At 38.2% G+C, this 25,357-nt stretch carries 19 protein-coding genes, 1 tRNA gene and 1 pseudogene; 20 read left to right on the top strand and 1 reads right to left on the bottom strand.

Annotation, left to right across the window (positions count from 1 at the left end; all coding sequences use genetic code 11):
- Positions 1–52 precede the first annotated feature (52 nt).
- The 13 genes from dnaJ (at position 53) to EKM78_RS01825 (ending at position 15,399) form a co-directional block, all read left to right on the top strand.
- The gene (gene dnaJ, locus EKM78_RS01885; RefSeq protein WP_125768559.1) at positions 53–1,192 is read left to right on the top strand and encodes a molecular chaperone DnaJ; all 1,140 of its coding nucleotides are present in this window, start codon (positions 53–55) and stop codon (positions 1,190–1,192) included.
- A gap of 196 nt (positions 1,193–1,388) precedes the next feature.
- Complete coding sequence (gene lepA / locus EKM78_RS01880; protein WP_125768556.1) at positions 1,389–3,227, top strand: translation elongation factor 4; 1,839 nt, start codon at positions 1,389–1,391, stop codon at positions 3,225–3,227.
- A 69-nt stretch (positions 3,228–3,296) separates the two neighbouring features.
- Positions 3,297–4,253, top strand: coding sequence for an alcohol dehydrogenase catalytic domain-containing protein (locus tag EKM78_RS01875; RefSeq protein ID WP_245994733.1), 957 nt, complete (start codon positions 3,297–3,299; stop codon positions 4,251–4,253).
- Positions 4,254–4,651: 398 nt separating this feature from the next.
- Complete coding sequence (locus EKM78_RS01870; protein WP_125768553.1) at positions 4,652–5,962, top strand: phage tail family protein; 1,311 nt, start codon at positions 4,652–4,654, stop codon at positions 5,960–5,962.
- Between the two features lie 125 nt (positions 5,963–6,087).
- The gene (locus EKM78_RS01865; RefSeq protein WP_125768550.1) at positions 6,088–7,416 is read left to right on the top strand and encodes a dihydrolipoyl dehydrogenase family protein; all 1,329 of its coding nucleotides are present in this window, start codon (positions 6,088–6,090) and stop codon (positions 7,414–7,416) included.
- A 319-nt stretch (positions 7,417–7,735) separates the two neighbouring features.
- On the top strand, positions 7,736–9,175 hold the full coding sequence (gene proS, locus EKM78_RS01860) for a proline--tRNA ligase (protein WP_125768547.1): 1,440 nt from the start codon (positions 7,736–7,738) through the stop codon (positions 9,173–9,175).
- A gap of 251 nt (positions 9,176–9,426) precedes the next feature.
- Positions 9,427–10,089 (top strand): class A sortase, encoded by a 663-nt coding sequence (locus EKM78_RS01855; RefSeq protein WP_125768544.1) that lies wholly within the window; start codon positions 9,427–9,429, stop codon positions 10,087–10,089.
- A 36-nt stretch (positions 10,090–10,125) separates the two neighbouring features.
- Positions 10,126–12,462, top strand: a complete 2,337-nt coding sequence (recJ, locus tag EKM78_RS01850; RefSeq protein WP_245994732.1) for a single-stranded-DNA-specific exonuclease RecJ — start codon at positions 10,126–10,128, stop codon at positions 12,460–12,462.
- A gap of 19 nt (positions 12,463–12,481) precedes the next feature.
- A complete protein-coding gene (locus tag EKM78_RS01845) occupies positions 12,482–13,000 on the top strand; it encodes an adenine phosphoribosyltransferase (protein ID WP_125768537.1) in 519 nt (172 codons plus the stop codon).
- Between the two features lie 33 nt (positions 13,001–13,033).
- Positions 13,034–13,121, top strand: a tRNA-Ser gene (locus EKM78_RS01840).
- A 147-nt stretch (positions 13,122–13,268) separates the two neighbouring features.
- The gene (locus tag EKM78_RS01835) at positions 13,269–13,658 is read left to right on the top strand and encodes an SLAP domain-containing protein (RefSeq protein ID WP_164507154.1); all 390 of its coding nucleotides are present in this window, start codon (positions 13,269–13,271) and stop codon (positions 13,656–13,658) included.
- A 426-nt stretch (positions 13,659–14,084) separates the two neighbouring features.
- The gene (locus EKM78_RS01830; protein ID WP_125768532.1) at positions 14,085–14,777 is read left to right on the top strand and encodes a hypothetical protein; all 693 of its coding nucleotides are present in this window, start codon (positions 14,085–14,087) and stop codon (positions 14,775–14,777) included.
- A gap of 307 nt (positions 14,778–15,084) precedes the next feature.
- The gene (locus EKM78_RS01825) at positions 15,085–15,399 is read left to right on the top strand and encodes a DUF2628 domain-containing protein (RefSeq protein WP_125768529.1); all 315 of its coding nucleotides are present in this window, start codon (positions 15,085–15,087) and stop codon (positions 15,397–15,399) included.
- A gap of 180 nt (positions 15,400–15,579) precedes the next feature.
- Here EKM78_RS01825 and EKM78_RS01820 read toward each other — a convergent pair.
- Positions 15,580–16,679, bottom strand: a pseudogene (locus EKM78_RS01820) (lactate oxidase).
- 162 nt (positions 16,680–16,841) lie between these two features.
- Here EKM78_RS01820 and EKM78_RS01815 point away from each other — a divergent pair.
- From EKM78_RS01815 to EKM78_RS01785, 7 genes are all read left to right on the top strand, one after another.
- A complete protein-coding gene (locus EKM78_RS01815; RefSeq protein WP_125768526.1) occupies positions 16,842–17,621 on the top strand; it encodes a hypothetical protein in 780 nt (259 codons plus the stop codon).
- A 130-nt stretch (positions 17,622–17,751) separates the two neighbouring features.
- The gene (locus EKM78_RS13355) at positions 17,752–17,955 is read left to right on the top strand and encodes a hypothetical protein (protein ID WP_342768423.1); all 204 of its coding nucleotides are present in this window, start codon (positions 17,752–17,754) and stop codon (positions 17,953–17,955) included.
- A gap of 401 nt (positions 17,956–18,356) precedes the next feature.
- Entirely contained in the window at positions 18,357–19,325 is a 969-nt protein-coding gene (locus tag EKM78_RS01805; protein WP_125768523.1) for a LacI family DNA-binding transcriptional regulator, read from the top strand.
- 313 nt (positions 19,326–19,638) lie between these two features.
- Complete coding sequence (locus tag EKM78_RS01800) at positions 19,639–20,994, top strand: SLC45 family MFS transporter (protein WP_125768520.1); 1,356 nt, start codon at positions 19,639–19,641, stop codon at positions 20,992–20,994.
- Between the two features lie 27 nt (positions 20,995–21,021).
- The gene (locus EKM78_RS01795; protein WP_125768517.1) at positions 21,022–23,277 is read left to right on the top strand and encodes a glycoside hydrolase family 65 protein; all 2,256 of its coding nucleotides are present in this window, start codon (positions 21,022–21,024) and stop codon (positions 23,275–23,277) included.
- Between the two features lie 58 nt (positions 23,278–23,335).
- Positions 23,336–24,019: a beta-phosphoglucomutase gene (gene pgmB / locus EKM78_RS01790; RefSeq protein ID WP_125768515.1), complete on the top strand. Its 684-nt coding sequence runs from the start codon at positions 23,336–23,338 to the stop codon at positions 24,017–24,019.
- The gene (locus EKM78_RS01785) at positions 24,019–25,023 is read left to right on the top strand and encodes an aldose epimerase family protein (protein ID WP_125768512.1); all 1,005 of its coding nucleotides are present in this window, start codon (positions 24,019–24,021) and stop codon (positions 25,021–25,023) included. The genes pgmB and EKM78_RS01785 overlap by 1 nt, the downstream gene beginning before the upstream one ends.
- Positions 25,024–25,357 lie beyond the last annotated feature (334 nt).

Here is a 25,357-nt window from a genome sequence, read left to right as displayed (position 1 = left end):
AATCGTTGGGACAAAGTGATTTGTCCCAACTTTTATATAAAGGTGATTTTTAATGGCTGACAGAGATCCATATGACGTTTTAGGTGTCGACAAGGATGCCTCGCAAGATGACATAAAGCATGCATTCAGAAAGCTTTCAAAGAAATATCATCCAGATATTAACAAGGCTCCTGATGCTGAAGAGAAATTTAAAGAAGTAAACGATGCATATGAAACTCTCAAAGACCCTCAAAAGCGTGCTCAGTATGATCAATATGGATCAGCTGGCATGAATGGCGGTGCTGGTCAAGGCTTTGGTGGCTTTGGTGGCGGTGGCGCTGGACAGGGCTTTGGCGGTTTCGAAGATATTTTCAGCCAATTCTTTGGCGGTGGAACTGCTCGTCAAAATCCAAACTCACCTAGACAAGGCTCAGATTTGCAATACCGCATGGATCTAACTTTTGAAGAAGGTGTCTTTGGTAAGAAGACAACTATTTCATATAATCGAGAAGAAAAATGTGAAACTTGTGGTGGTAATGGTGCTAAGCCAGGTACTGAACCCGTCACATGTAGTAAGTGTCACGGCTCAGGTTATATGGAAGTAGACCGTCAAACTCCACTCGGCAGAATGCGCACACGTGTAGTTTGTGACGTCTGTGGTGGTACAGGTAAGGAAATCAAAGAGAAATGTGAAACTTGTCATGGTGCTGGAAAAGTTAACGAAAAGCATTCGCTTGAGGTCAATGTCCCAGCAGGTGTTGAAGATGGTCAACAAATGCGTCTTGAAGGACAAGGTGAAGCCGGTGAAAATGGTGGCCCATATGGTGATCTTTACATTGTCTTCCGTGTGGCACCAAGTAAAGAGTTTACTCGCAATGGTTCCACTATTTATACCTCAGTCAATATCAGTTTCCCACAAGCAGCATTAGGTGATGAGATCGATGTTAATACTGTGCACGGACCGGTCAAATTGACCATTCCAAGTGGAACACAAACAGGAACATCGTTTAGACTAAGAGGAAAAGGTGCTCCAGTGTTGAACAGTAAGAGTATCGGTGACGAGAAAGTAACTGTAAACATTGTTACACCACGTAAATTATCTAGTGAACAAAAGTCTGCCTTGAAGAAATTCTCCGAAGCAGGTGGAAATAAGATCCGTGAAAAAGACAGCAACTTTTTCAATAAGATAAAAGATGCCTTTAACGGAGATTAATTTAAATAGAGAGCGAAAGTCACTGGTCAGCTGCTGAGCATTTACGGACTTTCGACAAAAGAGTGCTGAAAAGCTTGCTCGTCGAAAGCATGTAAAGCAGAGTCCGCTAGTGAATGTAGCTCCTTATAATTTAGGTTGAGGGTCAAACCTCAACCTTTTTTTGGTATAATGGTTTGGTTAAAGGAGATTCACATAAATGGATTTAGATAAATTAAAAGAACGTCAAAAACACATTCGAAACTTCTCCATTGTTGCGCATATCGACCATGGTAAATCAACGATTGCTGATCAAATTCTTGAGAAGACTAATACGATCGCAAAGCGTGATATGAAGGCACAGATCCTTGATGATATGCCACTAGAACGTGAGCGTGGTATTACGATCAAGCTGAATGCTGTCGAATTAGAATATAAAGCTAAAGATGGAGAGACTTACATTTTTCATTTGATCGACACACCAGGACATGTCGATTTTTCATATGAAGTGTCACGATCATTAGCAGCCTGTGAAGGAGCATTACTGATCGTAGATGCTGCTCAAGGTGTGGAAGCACAAACTTTAGCTAATACTTATTTAGCTATTGATAACGACCTTGAGATCGTTCCGGTGATCAATAAGATCGATCTGCCTTCAGCTGATCCTGATAAGGTCAAAGAAGAAATTGAAGAAATGATCGGGATCGATGCCGAAAGTGCTGTTTTAACATCAGCTAAAACTGGCGTTGGTATCGATGAGTTGATCGAGCGGATCGTCACAGATATACCAGCTCCTCAAGGTGATATCAAGGCTCCTCTAAAAGCTTTGATCTTTGATTCAGTTTATGACTCATACCGAGGCGTTGTCTTGAACGTCCGTCTCTTTGAAGGCGTCGTTAAACCAGGTGATACGATCGAGATCATGAATAACCAGAAGAAATTCGAAGTTACCGAAGTTGGTGTCATGTCACCGAAGGCCGTTCCACGTGATTACTTGATGGCTGGTGATGTTGGATACATCACTGCAAGTATTAAGACGGTCAAGGATACTCAAGTAGGTGATACTGTCACATTGGCTGATAATCCTACTGCTGAGCCCTTGACTGGTTATCGTCAAAGCACGCCCATGGTTTATGCTGGTATGTATCCAGTCGATAATGGCAAATACGAAGATCTGCGTGAAGCTTTGGAGAAATTACAGTTAAATGATGCTGCCCTTGAATTTGAGCCTGAAACATCGCAAGCGTTAGGTTTTGGTTTTCGTTGCGGATTCCTAGGACTTTTACATATGGATGTAGTTCAAGAGCGGTTAGAACGAGAGTTTAACTTAGATTTGATTATCACCTCACCATCAGTGGATTACCACGTTACTAAAACCGACGGTGAAAAGATCATCGTTGATAATCCTGCTGAATTGCCAGAGACTTCAGAGATCCAGGAGATCAAAGAGCCTTACGTTAGGGCAGAAATAATGGTCCCTGAGGATTTCGTTGGACCGGTGATGGAACTTTGTCAACGTAAACGTGGCGAGTTCGTGACAATGGACTATTTGGATAAATATCGAGTAAATGTTATTTATAAATTACCATTGTTGGAAATCATTTTTGATTTCTTTGACGATTTGAAATCTAATACTAAAGGTTACGCTTCATTAGATTATGAGGTTGAAGACTATATGCCAAGTGATTTAGTTAAGATGGATATTTTATTGAATGGTGAACCTGTTGATGCACTTAGCTTTATCGTGCATAGGGACTTTGCATATCAACGTGGTCGAGATATCGTTTCTAAATTAAAAGAAGTTATCCCACGCCAAATGTTTGAGATCCCAATTCAAGCAGCCATCGGTAATAAGATCGTTGCACGTGCGACTGTTAAAGCTTATCGTAAAGATGTTACCGCTAAGTTATATGGTGGTGATAGAACTAGAAGAGATAAACTATTGAACAAGCAAAAAGCCGGTAAGAAACGAATGAAAGAAGTTGGTAAGGTTTCTATACCACAAGAAGCTTTTATGTCTGTCTTGAATTTAAATAGAGGCAAGGAATCTGATAAATAAATTTTTTAAAAACCGTTGAATTTACTTACCGTGAATTTAGCGGTTTTTTTTAGATAGGTGGGAAAGTTTATGAAAATGAAAGCAGCTGTGATCGAAAAAGTTGGAACACCAGATGAAATCAAAGTTAGAGAAATTCAAGTGCCACAAGTGGGTGTCAATGATGTGCTGATCAAGGTATTTGCGGCATCTGTTACATTTGTACGTTCAGGAGCATTTAAGACGCAAATGAAATTTCCATTTGTTGTCGGACGAGATTGTGTTGGAACTGTTGAAAGGATAGGTGAAAACGTCCAAGGTTTTTCCATTGGTCAAAGAGTATGGACTAATTCTATGGGCTATGATGGCAGACAAGGTATCACTAGTGAATACGCCGTTATTCCTTCATCAAGATTATTTACGGTTCCTCAGGGTGTGAATGAATTGAAACTTATAGCGTCAGTTCATTCAAGTGCTACAGCTGAGATATTGCTAAATGATGTTTTAAAGGTTAAGTCAGGCAAGAGTGTTTTAGTTGAAGGTGCAGCTGGACATGTCGGAACAAAACTGGTTGCAATTGCTAAACTCAATGGTTTAACGGTAGCCACAACTGCTAACGTCAAAGATTTTTCTTATCTAAAATCGATCGGGGCGATGAATAATTACGATTACACCAAGCCGATATCTGAAATCTCTGATAATTTTGACTATATAATTGACACATCTGGAAAAAATGAGTTGCAACTAAATTTGGACCATTTAAATCAAGCTGGGGAAATTGGATTGATAACTGCTCCCAGAACTAACCAATTCAGTTTTAATGTTAGAGATTTCTATATGAACTTGAAGCAGATCAAGGGTTTTGTGATTAGTCATGCTAGTCTCTCACAAATCCAAAGATCGGCTTTATTCATAAATCAATATTTCCAAGACAACAAATGGTTAGATGATGACTTATTAATTAAAACCTTGGATGACGTCAAATATGCTCACTTTTCACTAGAAAACAATCAAAATCACCGTCAAAGAATTATTATCAAGATTAATTGAAATCGAATTATTGAAAAATAGTGTATTTAGTAATGAATATTTAGGCAACATTAGTAAATAATAACTAAATATTGAAAAATGTTTTTATGTAATTTAGATTTTAAAATTTCACATTCTAATCTTTCTAATTTGTTTTAGAGATAGGGCTTTAAGCTACTGCTGTCATTAGTTACCGTTGATTAGAGAGAAGTAGGCTCAAAAGTTTAATTGTGAGGTTGATCACAGAAACCTTACTTTAACTTAAGATTTTGCTTATAGAAAACAGTTTATTGATAACTAAAAAATTACTATAATTACTGATATTTTAGTAATAAAAGCGTTTACATTTTTTAGTACGGGTTTATAATTTATGTATTAACAAAGTGATTAATAAATGTATATTTTTGGGGGAATGTTTTATGAAAAAATACAACCTACTTTATGCTTCGCTTTTAGCAATTCCAGTCGCATTAATTGGTGCAGGAAACGCTCAAGCCGCTGACACTGATTCTACTGATCAAACCCCAGTAGAAAACGTCGCTCAAACAACGAACGATACAACGTCAACAACTGAAGCAACGGCTAATACACAGGCTAGCCAAGAAGCTCCACAAGCAGTTGCTACATCGCAACAACAAAATGCTCCATTAGTTGTTGAAAATGATCCTACTGAGCAAACTGCTCAAGTACAAGCAACTAGCGAACCTACTGTTTCATCCACTGAACCAACAACAGGTGGGAATTATACAGAAGGACGTGCATATTGGGTCGCTAACCCTGATTACTACATTTGGGATACTCCTTATAGTGAAACTTCCCAAGTAGTAGCCAAAGCTGCTGATTACACACACACTGTATTCAAAGGATTGAACCAAGTTCCAAATGCTGAAGGTAATTTGTACGAACAAATTACTAATAATGACAACGTAACAGGTTGGATCTACTTGCCAGCACTTTCAGAATCAGATCCTAATGAAGTTGCACCAGCCCCAGAAGCTCCTGCAACAACGACTGATACTTCAACTGATGCATCGTCTGATGCCGATGCTAGTGCAGATGCAGAAGCACCAGCAGATCCATTAGATACTATTAAAGATACAGCTGATAAGATCGGCTCTACTGCTGATTCTGTAACCAGTGCAATTGACAAGACTCAAAGCTTGCTTCAAGAACCAGGAAAAGTCATTACCAATGGCATCACAAATGGTCTGACGAACTTAACTGACATTAATAATGCAGCTACAGGCAATGTGACAACTGTGATAGATAATTTATCAAAGACAAGTGACAGCTTGTTAGGTTTGCATGATTCAGCTAAGAAATTAGTCTCAGCTCCTATTACTGATTTGAAAGACGCTGTAAACGACCTAGGTCAAACTGGTCAAGCAATTTTTGATAATGGTAAAGGTGCCTTAGACAACTTTCGGACAGCTGCTAAAGATGCTGCCAATGACGTAAGCAACATTTATGATGGCGTAACAGGTGCCGTTAAGAAAGTTGCTGGAACTGCTGGGGATGTCCTAGATGGTATTAACAGCGGTGTCAGCAAAGTAACTGATACTGTGGAAAATGTCGCTGATGGTATTAAAAAAGCCGGCGACGCTGTTTCAAGTATTACTAGTGGTATTTCAGGTGTTGTAAGTAAAGCAACTGATGCTGTTAGTGGATTGACTAGTGCTGGAAAAACAATCTCATCGATCGTTAGTGGACTAGCTGGTCTCTTAAAATAGTTATTAATTCAAGTCTCAAAGCAAACTGCTTTGGGGCTTTTTATTTTGAAGCGCATTACTTTGTGATAAATATTTTTTAGGCTACAATAAATTTATTGATCAACAAGTTTAAGGAGGAAGGCTGGATGAAAAAATATGACGCGATCGTAATCGGTGGAGGTCCTGCTGGTGGAGCTGCAGCTTATGCTTTAAAAGGAGCTGGGAAGAAGGTTGCCATTTTTGAAGATGATTTATGGGGTGGAACTTGTCCCAACCGTGGGTGTGATCCTAAAAAGATGTTACTCAGTGCTGTTGAAGCTAGGGATAGGATCAAACAATTACAAGGTAACGGTTTTTCCAAGGTTCCTGATGCTGATTGGACTGAAATGGAGCGCTTTAAGGAAACTTATACAGAAAATATTCCTGAAGGCACTAAAAAAGGTTTAGATTCAGCCGGAATCGCTACTTATTATGGCAAATCTAGTTTTATTTCAGAAAATCAGCTTCAATTTGATAGCGAAGTTTTTGAAGCTGACCAGTTCATTATCGCAACTGGGCAAAAGCCATCGATCTTGATTATTGAAGGATCAGAGAATCTGATCACTAGCAATGAATTTTTGTCGTTGAAGCAAATGCCAAAATCGATTACCTTCATTGGCGCTGGATACATTGCCATGGAGTTAGCTAATATTGCGAATGCTACGGGTGCTGATGTCCATTTGATCCATCATAATGATCGTCCACTGAAAGCATTTGATGAAGATTTCGTTAATGACATGGTTGAGCAAATGAAACAAAGCGGTATTACTTTCCACTTTAATGTCTATGTTGACCAGGTTGAGAAAACTTCTGATGGATTGACGATCCATGCTAATGATTTTGAACTAAAGACCGGAGCTGTGGTTTGTGCAACTGGCAGAATTCCTAATGTTGAGGGTCTTAACCTGGAGCAAGCAGGTGTCAAAGTTGAAAGATCCGGTATCAAGGTCAACGAATATTTACAAACAGACAATCCTAATATTTACGCAGTAGGTGATGTGATCAAAAAGTCAGAGCCTAAATTAACGCCTGTTGCTGGTTTTGAAGCTAAGTATGCGGTTGGACACATTTTAGGACAAAATAGCCAACCAATCAGTTATCCAGCAATCCCAACGTTAGTTTATGGAAGCCCAAAATTGGCCAAGGTCGGAATTTCCATACCTGATGCTAAGGCTGATCCTGAGCAATACCAAGTTAACGAATTCGATTTGACTAATTGGTTCACTTATCACCGGATAAATGAGCCAAAAGCTGCAGCTAAAATTGTTTTAAATAACAATAAACAGATCGTTGGCGCAACTGTCTTGACCGAACAAGCTGATGAATTGATCAACTTATTGACGATTGCTGTTGATAAGAAGATGGACAACAGTGCCTTGAATGATTTCATCTTTGGATATCCAACTGTTGCTAGTGATCTCCAGTACTTATTTTAAAAATAGTTATCGATTCAATTGATAATTTCCAATATAAGTTGACAAAAATTAAATCATTCACTATATTAAACGTATAGCTTTAAAGATTTGGATTATTAGTAATCAGGCGGCGCCAGAGAGTCTATCAATCGTTGGAAGATAGATCACCGATAACTGATCACGAACCTGCCAAACCTATTTGTTGTCGCAAGACAATCGCTGTTCAGCGTTACGAATCGAGTGAATCTTCGAAACGAAGATTAATTAAGGTGGCACCACGGAAACTACTTCGTCCTTTATTGGATGAAGTAGTTTTTTTTATACATTTAGGAGGGATAGAATGTCAGATTTACAAAAAGAAAACTTTTCAGAATGGTATTTAACAGCTATTAAGAATGCCGATTTAATGTCATATTCACCAGTTCGTGGATGTATTATTTTTAAGCCAGATGGTTATTCACTCTGGGAAAGTATCCAAGCAGAATTTAACAAATATCTTGCTACACAAAAGATCAGAAATGCTTATTTCCCATTGTTGATCCCTAAACACTTCTTTGAAAAGGAAGAAGAACATATCGAAGGATTTGCTCCTGAGCTTCCTTGGATGACACAAGTCGGTGATCAAAAGCTTGACGAACCATACGCTTTGAGACCAACATCAGAAACAATGATCGGAAATGCCTTTAGTGACTGGATCAACTCATATCGTGATCTTCCTTATGAAATCAACCAATGGGCCAACGTCTTCAGATGGGAGAAGAAGACTCTACCATTCTTGAGAACTTCTGAGTTCTTGTGGCAAGAAGGACATACTGCTCATGCAACTGAAGAAGATGCTCGTAAGAGAACATTGTCAGTGCTTGATGCCTATGAAGACTTGATCGTTAATTTCTTAGCTATCCCTTCATATAAAGGTCAAAAGACACCTTCAGAACGTTTCGCAGGTGCCGTTGATACTTATTCGATCGAAACAATGATGCGTGATGGAAAAGCCGTTCAAGCAGGTACATCACATTACTTAGGTCAAAACTTTGCCAAGTCATTTGACATCAAGTTCCTTGATAAAGATGACACTCACAAGTACGTATATACAACATCATGGGGAATCTCAACTCGTTTGATCGGTGCAACGATCATGGTTCACGGTGACGAAAAAGGTATCGTCTTACCACCTAAGATCGCTCCAACGCAAGTTGTTTTGATTCCTGTTGGTCCATGGCAAAAGAATCCTGAGATCATGGAAACTCTTCAAAAGATCCAAACAAACTTGGAAGCTAAGAATATCCGTGTTGAAATCGATGACTCAGACAATACTCCAGGTTACAAGTTTAACGAATGGGAACAAAAAGGTGTGCCAATGCATGTTGAACTTGGACCTAGAGATATCAAGAATTCTTCTGCAGTTATTAAGATGCGTGATCTCGACGATAAAGACTCAGTTGCACTTGATGGCATTGAAGATAAGATCAGTCAAGAATTAGACACAATGCAAACAAAATTACTCGAATCAGCTAAAGCTAGAAACAAAGCAAACGAACACTACGACATTGATACTTTGGATGATTTTAAGAAACACATTGCAACATGCAAAGAAAATAATGAAGTTCCTGGATTTGTTCTAATTGGCTGGGATGGAACTGACGAAACTGAAGCTAAGATCAAAGAAGAAACTGGTTTCACAACTCGTAATATTCCATTCAACCCACCAATGGAAAAGAAAGTTGATATCGTAAGCGGTAAACCAGCTAAATACACAGTATGGATCGCTAGAGCATATTAATATTGAGGCTGCTAGCTTGCAGAACTTATTTCAAAACAAAAACACATCGCAAGATGTGTTTTTTTGATTGAAAAAAATTCTGTTTTTCATTTATAGTTTTTTGAAATTTGATATACTAATTACGTAATTAACTAAAACTTTCACTGTTTTTCCAATGAGTTTGCTATGTGTTAATTGCTTAACTTATTAATATTTTTGCTTTATTATATGAATAAGTTAAGAAATTCTGAATCGGATCGAGAAGGATACTTATGAAGAAATTTTTTTCTATAACCGGTATCGTGCTGCTATTTGTAGTAGCATTAGGCTTGATTTTTAATGAGCCTTTGAAGCAGTTTGCTGTTAGTCATATGTCCAATCATTATTTGACTTCCTTAACAGCCGACGATGTCAAGAAGAATCAAAACAAGAAGGCTGAGTATGACTTTAAGAAGGTCAAACCAATATCAGCTTCACAGGTTGCCAAGGCTTCCATCAACAACAATGCCATTACGATCGGCAAAATGTCTGTTCCCGCAGTTGACTTATATTTACCCATTCTTAAGGGATTAAGCGATGATGCTTTGTCTACTGGTGGTGGAACAATGAAGCCAGATCAAAAGATGGGGAAGGGCAACTACGCTTTGGCCGGTCACTATATGACTAACAAGGGTGTATTGTTTTCACGTTTGGAAAATGTCCAACTAGGCGATTTAGCATACATTACCAATATGAAGAAAGTTTATACCTACAAAATTTACTTTAAGAAGGTCGTCCCACCAACCGCAGTTTATATGATCGATGATTCGCCAGGAAAGAAATTATTGACATTGATCACCTGTGCCGATGGTGGAACTAACCGTTGGGCTATTCAAGCTTCATTAGTCAAAACTCAAAAAGCCAATTCTAAATCATTAGCAGTGTTTTCAAAATAAGTCGAGAGGCTTATTTTTTTTAGATTAATTGTTATAATGTACAAGTTAGTAGGTGATGTATTGGTATCTATAAAGTGGACAAAACGTGACAGTCCAACAAATGAACAGATCAGCGCTTTTGCGCAAGAAAATAAACTATCAAATATCGTAGCGGAATTAATGTTGGAAAGGGGATTTAGTGATCCGATCCAGATCCAAGAATTTTTGCATCCGGACGTTTCAGGATTACAAGATCCTTTTGCTTTGCACGACATGGATAAAGCTTTAGAGACTTTAGACACAGTCATTCAACAAGAAGGTAAGATCGCCATTTATGGCGATTATGACGCTGATGGCGTTACGAGTGCTTCCATCATGAAATTGACCTTGAAGAAGCTTGGAGCAGATCCCATCGTCTACATTCCTAATCGGTTCAAAGATGGCTATGGTCCAAATTTAGATGCATATAAGAAATTAGTTGAAGATAAACAGATCGATCTTTTGATCACCGTCGATAACGGTGTCAGTGGTAAGGATCAGATCAAATACTTGAAGGACAATAATGTCAAAGTTATCGTCACTGATCACCATGATCTGCCCGATGAATTACCACAAGCAGATGCGGTCGTTCATCCACGAATCCCAGGGTCGGAATATCCTTGTCCTTATTTATCTGGAGCTGGAGTAGCTTTTAAATTCGCAGATGCCTTATTGGGTGATGATGCCTTAGATTTTGTCGATCTAGCCGCTATTGGTACAGTAGCAGATTCCGTGGCATTACTAGGCGAGAACCGGGTGATCGTCTCCGAAGGCTTGAAACGAATGAAAGAAAACGGACACTTAGGGATCTTAGCTTTGGCTAACAAATGTAATATCGATCTTGATAAGATCACAGAAGATGAAATTGCTTTTACTATTGCACCAAGACTAAATGCAATCGGTCGGCTAGATGATGCCACTTCTGCAATGGAATTATTGACGACTAGCGATGAGACACTTGCTAATGATATCGTTGATGAAACAGAAGATATCAATACTAGACGGCAAGAACTAGTATTAGAAGCATATAACGATGCCCAAAAACAGATTGACGAACAATCTGAGAACGGTGTCTTAGTTTTGACGAGCGATAAATGGCATCAAGGAATACTTGGGATAGTTGCCAGTCGAGTGGTAGAACAGACCCACAAACCAACGATGGTCTTGCGTTATGACCAAGATGCTGAGCTATATAAAGGATCAGGAAGAAGTCCGGAAGGATTCAATCTGTTTGACGCATTGAACGCTCATAATCAATTATTTGCCGGATTTGGTGGGCATGCTCAAGCTTGTGGATTTTCGATCGAGGAACCGCAGCTGAATCAATTGATACCAGAATTGCAAGCTGAACCAGCTAAACAAGGTTTTGATCCGCAAAGTGCTGTTGAAGAAAAATATGATCTTGACCTGAATATTTCACAATTTAGTTTTGAGCTGATCAAAGAAATCGATCAATTGGCGCCTTTTGGGATGAACAATCCTAAGCCAGTAATTAAAGTGGCGAATGTCAATTTGACGAATAATCAAGCTGTCGGCAAAGACAAGTCACATTTGAAGACAATTATTGCCGATCAAACGCACCAATTACCAGCTATCGGTTTTCGACTTTTTGCCAAAGAACAGGAAATTCAAAATGAGCTTTGTAATGTTTATGGTCAGCTGAATATCAATGAATGGCGTGGCAAAAAAACTTTGCAAATGATGTTATCTGATTTCGAACCTTCTCCAGAAGCGCAAACTATCAATAAATTGCAATCGATCTATATCGACTATCGCAACAAGAAGCTATCTAAGCCACTAATGGAAAGGTTTGATAGTATCGTTTGCTTTAATCAATCATACTTTGAGATGCTCAAACGTCACGATTTGAATGTCAAAGTTATTATGTCGACGGATGACTGTAATGGAGAAAACGTCTTGATCTATGATCGTCCGCATGACTTGAAGCTGTTCCAGCAGTTCTTAGAGAGCAATAAAACCGCCCACACGGCACTTTATTTACACACGAGTGTAACTAGCGGCTATCTACGTCCAGACGTCGTAGGAATGAAACAATTCCTGAAATACTTGTATTCTCATGATAATTTGCAAATGTCTAACATGCCGACCGTTGCTCAGTACTTGAAAATCAATAAAAATGACATAGATTTCTATTTAAATGTGTTTTTTGAGTTGAATTTTGTTAAAATGGTAAATGGCTTTGTTAAAAGAGCAGAAGTATCGCAACAACGTGAATTAATCGAATCTCCAACTTATATGAAACGGTTACAACGTAACGATGTTGAAAAAATACTAATTGAGTCTAATTTTGACGGTTTGTTGAACTGGATCAGTGAGTACGACTGTCATAATTAGATTGAACGGAGAATGAAAGATGGATATTGATTTTAAGAAATATGTTGCCAATGTTCCGGATTTCCCGGAACCTGGTGTCTTATTTCGAGACATTTCACCACTAATGCTTGATGGACAAGCATACGGTGCTGCAACTGATGAAATTGTTGACTACGCAAAGAGTCGTGGTGCCGAAATGATCGCCGGTCCAGAAGCACGTGGATTCATCGTGGGATGTCCTGTGGCTTACAAATTAGGAGTTGGATTTGCTCCAGCTCGTAAGAAGGGCAAGCTTCCTAGAGAAACAGTTTCAGTAACTTATGACCTCGAATATGGTCAAGGATCATTATGGATGCAAAAAGATGCCGTTAAACCTGGCCAAAAAGTTCTCGTAGTCGATGACTTGATGGCAACTGGTGGTACCTTAGCAGCAACGATCAAACTAGTTGAACAACTCGGTGGTATCGTCGTTGGAACTGCATTCTTGATCGAACTGAAAGATTTACATGGCCGTGATAAAATAAAAGGCTATGACATGTTTACATTGATGCAGTATTAATATTAAAATAGAAGGTAGCGATACCTTCATCATGGTGAGTTGGCAGAGTGGTAATGCACCGGACTCGAAATCCGGCGAACCGGTTAATACCGGCGCGCAGGTTCAAATCCTGTACTCACCTTATAGATAGTTATGTTGAACACCTTTGGGTGTTCTTTTTTTTGTACAAAAATCATTCAAATATAAATACTTATAATTATAATAATTCTTTTATAATCATAAATAACATGATATATTTTATGTGAAGAACAGAGAGGAGATGTTTATGATGTTTAAAAATGTATTGCTTGTAAGTTTGACAGTTTTATTATCAGTAGGTTCACTAGCCATTTTGGGTACTACGCAAAATGTCCAAGCTGAGACAGCCACCGAAGTCAACTACAATAATCAATTGCCAGCATGGACGAACACCGACATTAAGGCAGTGGTAACTGTGAACAACTCTCAAGGCGCGTACTTGTATGATGCTGACGGGAAAATCATTCCCAATAGAAAATTAGCTCCATGGAGTAGTTGGTATACTGACATCGCCCGTGAAGCTAACGAAAAGAGCAACGTAAGTAATCCGGTGAAGAAGGGCACTTATTACAGAGTATCAACCAATGAATATATCCGTGGCGAGGACGTTGTTCGACCTGTTTATAATCAGGCTCGATAGAGGATCTGGCAGAGTTACAAACTATATAAAAATGTCTGATGTAATCAACTTTTCGTGATCACATCAGACATTTTTTTAGATAACGAATTAATTGTATAAGTGTACTATAATATTGTTTTGTAATTATAATTTCTATCGATTGATACATATTTTGTTTATTTTAGCAAAAATAAAACATTGATTTCAAAGATTTTTGTGCATCATCATTGTGTCTACCGAGAATCTTTTTTAAAACTATTTTTTATATCAATATTTATTTAAAAGATATTTTAAAATAGAATCGATGTAAAAATAGTGTAAATTCATTCTAATGATAATATTAGGAAATATATTATAACATTGCGTATTAAATCCTCAAAAATTAATATCAAACTATGCATTGATGGTTAACTATTAAATGCATATATTTGTTTGGAGGGTTAGCACATGAAAAAAAGTATGTTTATCGGATCGGTAGCTTCAGTTTTACTTGCATTGTCATCTAGTGTCATGTTGGGAACAGCGTTTGCGGCTGATGATGATCAACCATATGTTGATGGTGGTGGTGTTACAATCACAGATGCTGATATTGGAAATGATCATACAACGCACATTTCGGAAAATGATCCTAGTAACTGGCATTTTTCTGAGGTCAAAGGGATAGCTACTGCGGATCATGATGCTCCATTATATGATGATAATGGGAATATAATTTCTGGCAGAACTGTTTCTGCAAGAAGTTCTTGGGCTGTAGATGGTTCCAAAAAAAATGATTTTACCAATGAACAGAGATTTCGAATTTCCGCTCATGAATGGATAAGTGAAAATGATGCAGGATTTCACGAGACTCATACAATAAACAAAGTAAAGAGAACGCCATTAATTAATATCAAAGCCGATACAAATGGACGCACGACGGTTCATTTGAAACCAGGCAAAAATTATGATTTGTATAAGTCAGACGGTACATTATCAAATAGAAAGCTAGCAGGTGGGACTGACTGGTTTTCTGATAAATATGCAGAAGAGTCGGGTGAACTAGACAATAACGAATCGCCAACACAATATTTCAGAGTTTCGACTGATGAATGGGTACGTTTTGGTGATGGTGTAGCATATGAATTCGCACCATTTCTTTAACCTTGTGACAAACAAAATCGGTTATGAAGAACACAGTAAGTAAGTTGTGGGAATTGTTTTTTAATTTTTATCCAACAAATTGTAGATGACCGATATGATTGATAAAGGTTATCGACTTAGTGATCAAAATTCATATAGTGTGTTTAAGAAATAATGAATTTATTGCTTAGTGATTTATTATGAGTCGAGCGAAAGCTCGACTTTTTTGATGCCTATCAATGGTATTGATTGTTGATTACAAATACCATGGTACAATTCATTGCAGGAAATATGATATTCTTAATGATAGAGCAGAGGGGGAGATATCATGATGATTAATTTAGTCGACCCAAAGACTAATGTGACTAAGAAAGCTAAGATAGGTTTTTCCTGGACCACTTTCTTTTTCGGTTTCTTTCCAGCAGTATTTCGTGAGGATTGGAAGTGGGCAGCGATTATTTTCATAATTGAAATGATTGCGACCGTGCCGACGCTTGGATTCGGCTTTTCCATTGTTGGAATTATTTTTTCGTTTTTCTATAATCGTTTATACATCAAAGATTTGCTGGCAAAAGGCTATGTACCAGCAGATGAATATTCTAAAAATAGTTTGATCAATAAAAACTTTGAAATTAAGGCATAACAAAAACGGTAGATAGTTGCAAAAAACTATTTACCGTTTTTTGGTTCGGAAACGAGTTCCAGACGACAGCAGCCTCCGGTTTAGCAACTGTCAGCAGGCACGGCATCGCCGCACCTCTGAGCTGCCAGTCCCTAAATCTTAGTAGCTGAACGACGTCTTCCACTCTCTTATTTTGAAATGTTATCTGATTAATTTTGCATTTTTAACATCTTCAATATTCTTAGTTCCAGCTAGTTGCATGATAGTCTTGAACTCTTCATTTAGATGTTCGACTACGGAATATACACCATCGGCTCCACCAAGAGCTAGTCCGTAAATGATCGGACGTGCTAGAGCAACCATATCGGCACCACTAGCTAAAGCTTTAAATACGTGGGATCCACGACGAACGCCACTGTCAAAGATGATCGGTACTTGGTGGTTTACAGCATCAGCAATGCTCTTTAATACATCGAATGAGGCAGGACCACCATTTAATTGACGACCACCATGATTTGAGACGTAGATACCGTCAGCGCCAGCACCAATGGCGAGTAAAGCATCTTCAGGACTTTGGACTCCTTTGACGATAACTGGAAGATTAGTGAAATCCTTAATACGTTTAATGTCAGCTGGACTGATCTTTTGAGCAGCTGCTGCATAAATTTCGGCAATTCCTTTACCTTTTCCATCGCCTTCGCTAAATTTCTCTAGATTAGCCATTGGAATTGGGAACTGGAAATTATTGATAATGTCTGATTCACGATAACCGTCGACTGTTGCATCAGCAGTTAGAATGATTGCTTTGGCACCAGCATTCATAGCTTCTGTCAGAAGACTTTCATTAAAGTTCCAATCTTTACTCATATAGAGTTGGAAAAATTGTGGAGCTCCGTTAGCGGCTTTTGCTGTATCAGCAATCGATGTTGAAGAATAAGTACTTTGCGACATGAGCGCGCCAGCTTTAGCCATACCTTTGGCTGTGTCTTTTTCACCTTGTGAATGAGCCAAGCCTTGTGCAGCAGCAGGAGCCATCATGATCGGTGTCTTTACTTTGATGCCAAAGATTTCAGTATCGGTCTGGGGATCTTCGATATTGCTCAAAACTCGGGAATGATTTGAACGTGATTGAAAGATTTGGTATTTTCCGATAAAGTCCACTCATCTTCTGAACCGCCACTGATATAACCAAAACCACCAGTAGGGATGATTTTTTTAGCTTCTTTTTCAAGCGTTGGTAAATTAAGGATATTTAATTCCTTTTCATTATCACTTTGTGTATAGCCATTAATTTCTGTCATTTTTAATCCTCTCTTTGATCAAAACTAGTTCCGGAACATGATCAAGATAGCATTGACCTTTGACAGATACAAATTATCTTTCTCGTACTTACAAAAAAATTTATACTAGATCTTATTTTGTGGGAAAATGGGAGTATCAATAATTTGTAAAGAAGCGATTTTATGTCAGATCAACGTTCTCAGCTAGGAAAATTTTTGGGACAAAGGCTTTGGTTCAAGGCAACGTTTGAAAGATTCAGTCACAAAAAGATCCCTGCTGGCGGTTTTAGTCCTGTACTGCTCTTATTAGACGTACAACTGAGCAATAAAAAAGGTAAATCGATTTCAGCTAACGTTGCCGATCATGTCTGGGTTTTTGCCAATAAAGAAGTGTTCAAAATCGGTAAGGAATTGTTCGAGGGCGACGAAATTAGTTTTTCGGCTGTAGTTGACACATACTCCATCAAACGACAAGATGTTGTCAACAAACGCAATAACATCCAGCAAGCAGTTAATCAGGACAACAAGCAAATTTTCCAAGATTATCGTGAAAATTATGTAGATTGGAAAGATAACTGGAAAAAAGTTGCCCAAAGAAATCAAGCAATTAAGCAACAATTTCAAGCAGGTCAAATTGATCGCAAGACAATGCAACAATTGGAGCAAGCCAATATCGATCAATATAAAAACAGGCAGCCAAATGGAGTTACTGTGAAAAAGGAAGAAGAAGCTAATAAACAACAAGCCAAAATAGACCAACGAGCGCTTAAATATATTGATTATCAACTCGTTGAATTAAGACAAGTGAAATTCATTAAGCAAAGAAGACTCCATAAAGGCTGGATTCGCAAACAGATCACGGAGAAAGATCAGCCTAACCGTAAATTTACCAAATATTTAGCTGCCAGAAGTTTTGCTTACAAAGATGGTATTGCTTATGACGAATTTATTAATAAAAAATAATCAAGAGAACGATCATTTGATTTTTTTGTAAACGATTAACTATAATTGAAAAATCGATCAAAAGCGGAATTTAGTTATGGTTAATTTTTTACGGAACAATAAAATAGCGACAGTTCTGTTAACACTTGTCATGATTTACTTAGGTGTCAAATGGACACTTTCCGGTTTTGCTAAAGTTACCATTGGAGCAGGTGAGGCTACGAAAGGAATGCTGGCTGCAGCTGTCAAAAGTCCTGTTAAAGGACCTAGTGGCGATGCAGTCTATCCGTGGTTCAATGATATGATCAATTCCATTTTGCCTCACGCACAAGGAATGAGTGTGCTGATATCATGAGGTGAGCTGTTAGTTGGTTTAGGATTGATCTTTGGTTGCTTGACAACGGCAGCAGCATTTTTTGGTCTAGTTATGAATTTCTCGTATTTGTTAGCGGGAGCGATTTCAGTCAATCCATTGTACATTTTTCTAACTTATTTCATCTTGATCGCAGGTTATAACGCTAAAAAAATTGGTTTGGATCACTGGGTGATTCTATGGTTCAGAATTTATTTGTTTCACAAAAAAGCAATAGCGTAATTGATAAGATTTCAATATATAAAGTCTTTGAATAATTAGGCAAATCAAGGCAGAGCTGACAAGCTTTGTCTTTTTGTAAGAATTAATTTATCATTTGCTTAACTAATATTGAAATATACAGTAAACTGATATTAAATGATTTATTTATAGGGGTGTGTGAATTGGTCACAATTAGAGATATTGCCAAACAGGCTGGCGTTTCTCCGTCAACAGCGTCGAGGGCGCTCAACAATAATCCACATATCAGCAAAAAAACGATCGAACGTGTACAGTTGATCGCTGATCAGCTCGGATATTTGCCAGACTATAATGCTAAGAACTTAACAACTGGTGAAGCGTCCGCTGTCGGGGTGATATTTCCAGTCGATGGTCATGCTGTACAGAGCAATCCTTTCTACATCAAGGTACTAAGTGGTGTCAACGATGAATTGATCAAGCGAGGTTATGCCTTATCTGTTGCCATTACCAAGACAGTTGCTGATCTTCAAAGAAACGTTAAATCGATGATTTATCAAAGCAAGATCAAGCGATTTATCTTATTGTACTCGCAGCCAAATGATCCGATCGCACAGTTTTTGCGTGAAAATCAACTTCGTTTCGTCGTCATCGGTCAACCAACAGAACCATCTGATTATTATGTCAACAATAACAATAAAGAAGCTGGGGCTGCGGCAACTAGATATTTGATCGAACAAAGTCAGCCGACCGAATTGGCATTCGTGCATTCGCCAGAAAATTGGCTTTTTGAAAAAGAACGATTTGCAGGTTTTAAGCAGGTTTTGGACGAGCATGATTTATCATTTCACGAATTTACAGTCGATCAAAATGATCCGCAAAAATTAGAAAGACAGATCTTTGAAGAACCACAGGTTGATGGAGCAGTGGCAACCGATGATATTAATGCGATGAACTTCGTCGATAATTTCAAAAAAGTTTATCCATTGAAACAAATTGATATTATGGGGTTCAACAATTCTTTGCCACAGGTGCTTTTAGACCGAAATTACAAAACGGTAGATCTCTTCCCAGAAGAAATGGGGAAAAAGGCAGCTTTACTCTTGTTTAGCGATCGAGAGGATGACAAGATCAACGAGAAGAAACATTTGTTAGTCGGGTATAAGATTGTTTAGATTTTCGCTGACAATAGTATTTCACATATAGATAAAGTAAAAATAAATCTCATATCAAAATTTGAGGTTTATTTTTTTACCCAATTTTTCTGAATATTGGCCAAGATTTTACAAAATGCCATCGATCATCAAAAAATTATAAATTTTTTTCGTAATTTAAAAAGAGTATCCGAGATTGATATATCAACTTTTATCGACAAATGTACATGTAAAATAAATCACTAGCTTCTGCGCAAACGGTTGCATAAAATTGGAAGCGGTTTTATACTAAGACCATAAATTAATTCATACAACGAATTGAGGGGGAAACATCATGTCAGATAAAAAAGAGACAAAACAAGATGGCGTTGGTTTACCAAAGCTGTCTTCGAATACCATCTGGATGCTTAGTTTAGGATTTTTAGGCGTTCAAATGGCCTTCACTTTACAAAGTTCGCAGATGAGTCGGATCTTCCAAACTATTGGAGCTGACCCTAACAACTTAGGTTGGTTCTTCATCTTGCCACCATTAGCAGGATTGATCGTCCAACCGATCGTTGGTTACTATTCAGATAGAACTTGGGCACCTAAATTAGGTGGTAGACGATTGCCTTACTTGATTTTAGGTACAGTAGTTGCCGCTATCGTTATGTTCTTACTGCCAAATTCTGGCTCTATGGGATTTGGTTATGGATCTCTTGCAGCTTTACTTTTTGGTGCTATTACCGTTGCTTTTCTTGATCTATCATCAAACGTTGCTATGCAACCATTCAAGATGATGGTCGGGGATATGGTCAATGATGATCAAAAGAGTTATGCCTACGGTATTCAAAGTTTCTTATCCAATACTGGTGCGGTTATCGCCGCGATCTTCCCATTTGTTTTCACAGCACTAGGAATTGCCAACACGGCTAAAAAAGGTGTTGTACCACAGTCAGTTGTTTGGTCCTTCTATATCGGTGCCGCTATTTTAGTTATTTCCACTATCATTACGATTTTTAGAGTTAAAGAATATGATCCTAAAACTTACGCTAAGTATCACGGCATTTCAGAAGACGCTAATAAAACAGGTGGTAACTGGTTAGCTCTTCTCAAGAAAGCTCCTAAAGTTTTCTGGACAGTAACACTAGTTCAATTCTTCTGCTGGATGGCTTTCCAATATCTTTGGACTTATTCAGCTGGTGCAATTTCAGTTAACGTTTGGAATACATCAAATGCTAGTTCAGCTGGATATCAAGCAGCAGGTAACTGGTATGGTGTTTTAGCAGCTGTTCAATCGATCGCCGCTGTTGTTTGGTCATATGTTTTAGCAAAAGTTCCTAACAACCATCACAAGTTAGGCTATGCACTTAGTTTACTTTTAGGTGCAGCTGGTTTCTTATCAGTCTTCTTCATTCACAGTCAATATGCATTGATCGTCTCATTCGTGCTCGTTGGAATGGCTTGGGCTGCTATGAATACTTATCCATTGACGATGATCACTAATGCTTTATCAGGTGAACATATGGGTACTTATTTAGGATTATTCAACGGTTCAATTTGTTTACCACAAATCGTTGCATCATTATTAAGTTTTGCTTTGTTCCCATTATTAGGTAACTCACAACCACACATGTTCTTGCTATCTGGGATCATCATGGCAGTAGGTGCTTTATCAGTAGGATTTATCAAAGAAACTTATAAAGCTTAAAATTACAGCTTAAAAAGGAGAATCACGATGAAAAGAATTTTTGAAGTTCAACCTTGGAATGTTTCAACACATGAATTTAAGGCTGAAGATAAAAGACTACAAGAATCGATGACTAGTTTAGGTAACGGCTACATGGGTATGCGTGGCTTTTTCGATGAAGATTATTCTGGCGACAGCCTTTCAGGAATTTATCTGGGTGGCGTTTGGTTCCCCGACAAGACTCGAGTTGGTTGGTGGAAAAATGGCTATCCAAAGTATTTCGGCAAGGTTATCAATGCTGTTAACTTCATCAAAATGAATTTTGAGATCAATGGATCAAAACTTGATCTCGCAAAAGATCAAATTAGTGATTTTGAATTAAATTTACATATGAAAGATGCCGTTTTAACACGTTCATTCGTTGTTACAAAAGGCGATGCCAAAGTGAAATTTAACTTTGAAAGACTTTTAAGTGTTGCTCAAAAAGAACTATCAGTTCAAAAAGTAACAATGGAAAACCTTTCCAATGAGCCTGTTGAGATCAAGGTCATCTCAGCCATCGATGCTAATGTGAAAAACGAAGATGCAAATTACGACGAACGATTCTGGGAAGTTAAAGATATCGCTGCTGGAAGCATTGTAGCTGAAACAGTTGCCAATGATTTCGGGACACCGAGATTCACCTCCGGGATGCAAGCAAATTATGTTACTAGTTTGCAACCTGTCGGCAACGAATTAACGGATTTAGAGACGTCCACGACTTTTACTGGTAAGTTGAGTCAAGGCGAAGTAGCTTCATTTGAAAAACGTGTCATTGTTGTAACTTCACGTGATTATGATAGCCAAGACAAATTGGTCAAAGCCATGAATGATTTATCAAAGAAAGTATCAACTATTTCGTATGATGAATTATTAACAGCTCATAAGAATATCTGGGCTCAAAGATGGGAACAATCAGACGTCAAGATCCAAGGCGATGACGAGGCACAACAAGGAATGCGCTTCAATTTATTTGGCCTCTTCACAACATACTATGGAGACGATGCAAGATTGAATATCGGTCCTAAAGGATTCACTGGTGAAAAATACGGTGGTGCAACGTATTGGGACACCGAAGCATTCGCCGTTCCGGTTTACCTAGGTATTACCAAGCCAGAAGTAACTAGAAATCTGTTGATGTATCGTTACAAACAATTAGATGGAGCATACGTCAATGCTAAAGAACAAGGCCTAAAGGGTGCATTGTACCCAATGGTTACTTTTAATGGTATTGAATGCCACAATGAGTGGGAGATCACCTTTGAAGAGATCCATAGAAACGGTGATATTGCCTTTGCCATCTACAATTACACTAGATATACTGGCGATAAATCGTATGTGCTTAATGAAGGCTCCAAAGTCCTTACAGAGATTTCCAGATTTTGGGCTGATCGAGTACACTTTAGCGAACGCAACAACCAGTATATGATCCATGGTGTAACAGGTCCTGATGAGTATGAAAACAATGTTGATAATAACTGGAACACTAATTATTTAGCACGTTGGACATTGGAATATACACTGAAAGTTCTTGGCGAAGTAACTCCCGAACAAACTAAGAAATTAAACGTCTCAGATGAAGAAAAAGCTAAATGGCAAGATATTGTTGATCGGATGTACTTACCTTACGACAAAGATCTAGATATTTTCGTACAGCATGACGGCTTTTTAGATAAGGATATACAACCTGTTTCTGCTATTCCTGAAGATCAAAGACCAATTAATCAAAATTGGTCATGGGATAAGATCTTGCGTTCGCCTTATATCAAGCAAGGTGATGTCTTACAAGTTATTTATGACTTTATTGATGACTTCACACCAGAACAAAAGAAGAGCAATTTTGACTTCTACGAACCATTGACAGTTCACGAGTCCAGCCTTTCTCCTGCTATCTATTCCGTAGTCGCTGCCGACTTACATTATGAAAAGAAAGCGGTTGAATTATATGAAAGAACAGCTAGACTAGACTTAGACAACTATAATAATGACACAGTAGACGGATTGCATATTACTTCAATGACTGGTGGTTGGATCGCCATGGTTCAAGGTTTCGCAGGAATGAGAGTTCACGACGATGTGTTGAGTTACAAGCCTTTCTTACCACAAAAATGGCAAAGTTACTCATTTAGACAAGTGTTTAGAGGTCGTGTTATCGAAGTCTCCGTTGATAAAGACGGCAATCACTTAAAGCTGATTTCCGGTGAACCACTTGATATTAAAGTAAATAACAAGACGGTTACATTAGATTCATTACAAACTAATTAGTTATTAGGTGTCTGGGTTTTTGAAAATTCGGACACCTTTTTTGAAAGGAAGGATATAGATGGTTAAATTCAAGGATATTAAAGGTTTCGTCTTCGATCTCGATGGTGTTATCGCCGATACTTCTGTTTACCACTCAAAGGCATGGCATCAGCTAGCAGATGAATTAGGAGTTCAATGGAGCGATGAATTAGCTGATAATTTAAAGGGTGTCAGTCGGATGGATTCATTGGAGTTGATCTTGAAAACTGGTGGCAAAGAGAACGATTATACCCAAGAAGAAAAAGAAAAGTACGCTGCCAAGAAAAATGCCAATTATTTGGATCTACTAAAGGGTATGGACTCTTCGGCAATTTTACCAGGTATCGCAGATTTTCTAGCTAGTTTGGAAGCAAATAATTATAAGTTGTCGCTTGCATCAGCATCTAAGAATTCTCCACTTGTTTTGGAACAATTAGGTTTGGCTAAGTATTTTGCAGAGAAAGTTGACCCTGCAAAACTCAAACATGGGAAACCAGATCCAGAGATTTTTGCACGTGGGGCACAAGTTCTTAACTTAAAGCCAGAACAATGTATCGGAGTCGAAGATGCCAAAGTAGGTGTTGAGTCGATCAATTCTGCTGGAGAAACTTCAATTGGTATTGGGGATGTAAATGTCTTATCCGAAGCAGACATTAATTTCACCAAGACTTCAGAATTGACTTTGGCCAACATCAAAAAAGCTATGGAAGTGGGAGAGGTTTAATGATTAAGGAACAAAATTTTGGTCAAGTTGACGGCGAAGATGTCAAATTGTTTACCATTGAGAATAAGAACGGAACGAAGATTAATGTGATAAGTTATGCGGCAGCTTGGCAAAATTTTGAAGTTGTTGAGGATGGAACTACACATTCATTGATCGAGCATTATGATGATATTTCGGGTTACGTTGCTAATCCTTACCAAGTTGGAAAAACTGTTGGTCGGGTAGCTGGAAGAATTGGAAATGCTAAGTTTGAGATCAATGGAAAGCAATTTAAGTTACCTGCTAATGAGGGCGACAATTTGTTACATGGTGGCGAAAAGGGTATCCAAACACATAATTTTGCCAGCAAGATCGACGAAAAGAACAATGCTGTCATTTTCACAACCGTTATGAAAAGTGCTGACGATAATTTCCCAGGAGACTTAACATTAACGATCAAATATACTTTGAATAAAAATGATGAAGTTGTTATTGAATACACTGGTGAGAGTACAGAAGATACGCTTTTCAATCCAACTTGCCATGTGTACTTTAACGTACTGGATGACACAACGGATGTTTCGGAGCAAAAATTACAGATCAACGCTGATGAGTCATTGGCAATTTATGGTGATAAGGTTCCAACAGGTCGTAAGCTTCCTGTAACTTCTGGATATGATTTTAGAAAACCTAGAACTATTGCTCAAGGGTTGAAGGAGTTATATGCCGAAAATCAAAAGATCGAATTTGATGATTGTTATGTGACTGGTAAGTCGAAATCAGCTGTTGCTGAGTTGAGTGGTGATGGTCGTAGGGTTAAGTTGTTCTCTGATCGGAACGGTATGGTGATTTTTACTGCTAATCCGCAAGATAGTGAGAAGCAGGATGATCATGAATATAGTTCGTTAGCTACTGAGCTGCAAACTTTACCTGACGCTGTTAATCATAAGGATTTTGGTGATATTGTTTTGCCTGCTGGTAAAACGGTAACATATACTAATAAGTATAAATATTTAAAAGATTAATATTTTGGAAGACGCTGATTGTAGAGGCGTCTTTTTTTTATAGATGTAAGAGAGCTATGGCAGACAGAAGCGTTTTATTTTGTTGTGTGCTGGTAGTTTGTTTGGTGTTTTGGTGGGAGGTAGTATTTTTGTTGCTACGTTCAATGCCGACTCCGGGGCCCGGGGATACAGCCACTGGAACGCTGCCGACGTCGATTTGAGCTCCTCGAAGAAGACCATTTCGACGATCTCAAATACGAGTCTTATTCTAAGCGGTAAAACCGGTTCTCGTCGTGGTTTGGTTATTTTGATGCATTTATTTAAGAAGAGGCTTATATACTCAATGCCAATTTTC

The sequence above is a fragment of the Companilactobacillus furfuricola genome, from assembly GCF_003946325.1.
Classification (GTDB): Bacteria; Bacillota; Bacilli; order Lactobacillales; family Lactobacillaceae; genus Companilactobacillus; species Companilactobacillus furfuricola.
The sequence above is the reverse complement of the archived record's forward strand: the minus strand, read 5'-3'. Positions and strand labels throughout refer to the sequence as shown.

Excerpts from the sequence above, each read along its gene's own strand:
- dnaJ (WP_125768559.1), top strand. The coding sequence starts at position 53 with ATGGCTGACAGAGATCCATATGACGTTTTAGGTGTCGACAAGGATGCC.
- lepA (WP_125768556.1), top strand. The coding sequence starts at position 1,389 with ATGGATTTAGATAAATTAAAAGAACGTCAAAAACACATTCGAAACTTC.
- EKM78_RS01875 (WP_245994733.1), top strand. The coding sequence starts at position 3,297 with ATGAAAATGAAAGCAGCTGTGATCGAAAAAGTTGGAACACCAGATGAA.
- EKM78_RS01870 (WP_125768553.1), top strand. The coding sequence starts at position 4,652 with ATGAAAAAATACAACCTACTTTATGCTTCGCTTTTAGCAATTCCAGTC.
- EKM78_RS01865 (WP_125768550.1), top strand. The coding sequence starts at position 6,088 with ATGAAAAAATATGACGCGATCGTAATCGGTGGAGGTCCTGCTGGTGGA.
- proS (WP_125768547.1), top strand. The coding sequence starts at position 7,736 with ATGTCAGATTTACAAAAAGAAAACTTTTCAGAATGGTATTTAACAGCT.
- EKM78_RS01855 (WP_125768544.1), top strand. The coding sequence starts at position 9,427 with ATGAAGAAATTTTTTTCTATAACCGGTATCGTGCTGCTATTTGTAGTA.
- recJ (WP_245994732.1), top strand. The coding sequence starts at position 10,126 with ATGTACAAGTTAGTAGGTGATGTATTGGTATCTATAAAGTGGACAAAA.
- EKM78_RS01845 (WP_125768537.1), top strand. The coding sequence starts at position 12,482 with ATGGATATTGATTTTAAGAAATATGTTGCCAATGTTCCGGATTTCCCG.
- EKM78_RS01835 (WP_164507154.1), top strand. The coding sequence starts at position 13,269 with ATGTTTAAAAATGTATTGCTTGTAAGTTTGACAGTTTTATTATCAGTA.
- EKM78_RS01830 (WP_125768532.1), top strand. The coding sequence starts at position 14,085 with ATGAAAAAAAGTATGTTTATCGGATCGGTAGCTTCAGTTTTACTTGCA.
- EKM78_RS01825 (WP_125768529.1), top strand. The coding sequence starts at position 15,085 with ATGATGATTAATTTAGTCGACCCAAAGACTAATGTGACTAAGAAAGCT.
- EKM78_RS01815 (WP_125768526.1), top strand. The coding sequence starts at position 16,842 with ATGTCAGATCAACGTTCTCAGCTAGGAAAATTTTTGGGACAAAGGCTT.
- EKM78_RS13355 (WP_342768423.1), top strand. The coding sequence starts at position 17,752 with ATGATTTACTTAGGTGTCAAATGGACACTTTCCGGTTTTGCTAAAGTT.
- EKM78_RS01800 (WP_125768520.1), top strand. The coding sequence starts at position 19,639 with ATGTCAGATAAAAAAGAGACAAAACAAGATGGCGTTGGTTTACCAAAG.
- EKM78_RS01795 (WP_125768517.1), top strand. The coding sequence starts at position 21,022 with ATGAAAAGAATTTTTGAAGTTCAACCTTGGAATGTTTCAACACATGAA.
- pgmB (WP_125768515.1), top strand. The coding sequence starts at position 23,336 with ATGGTTAAATTCAAGGATATTAAAGGTTTCGTCTTCGATCTCGATGGT.
- EKM78_RS01785 (WP_125768512.1), top strand. The coding sequence starts at position 24,019 with ATGATTAAGGAACAAAATTTTGGTCAAGTTGACGGCGAAGATGTCAAA.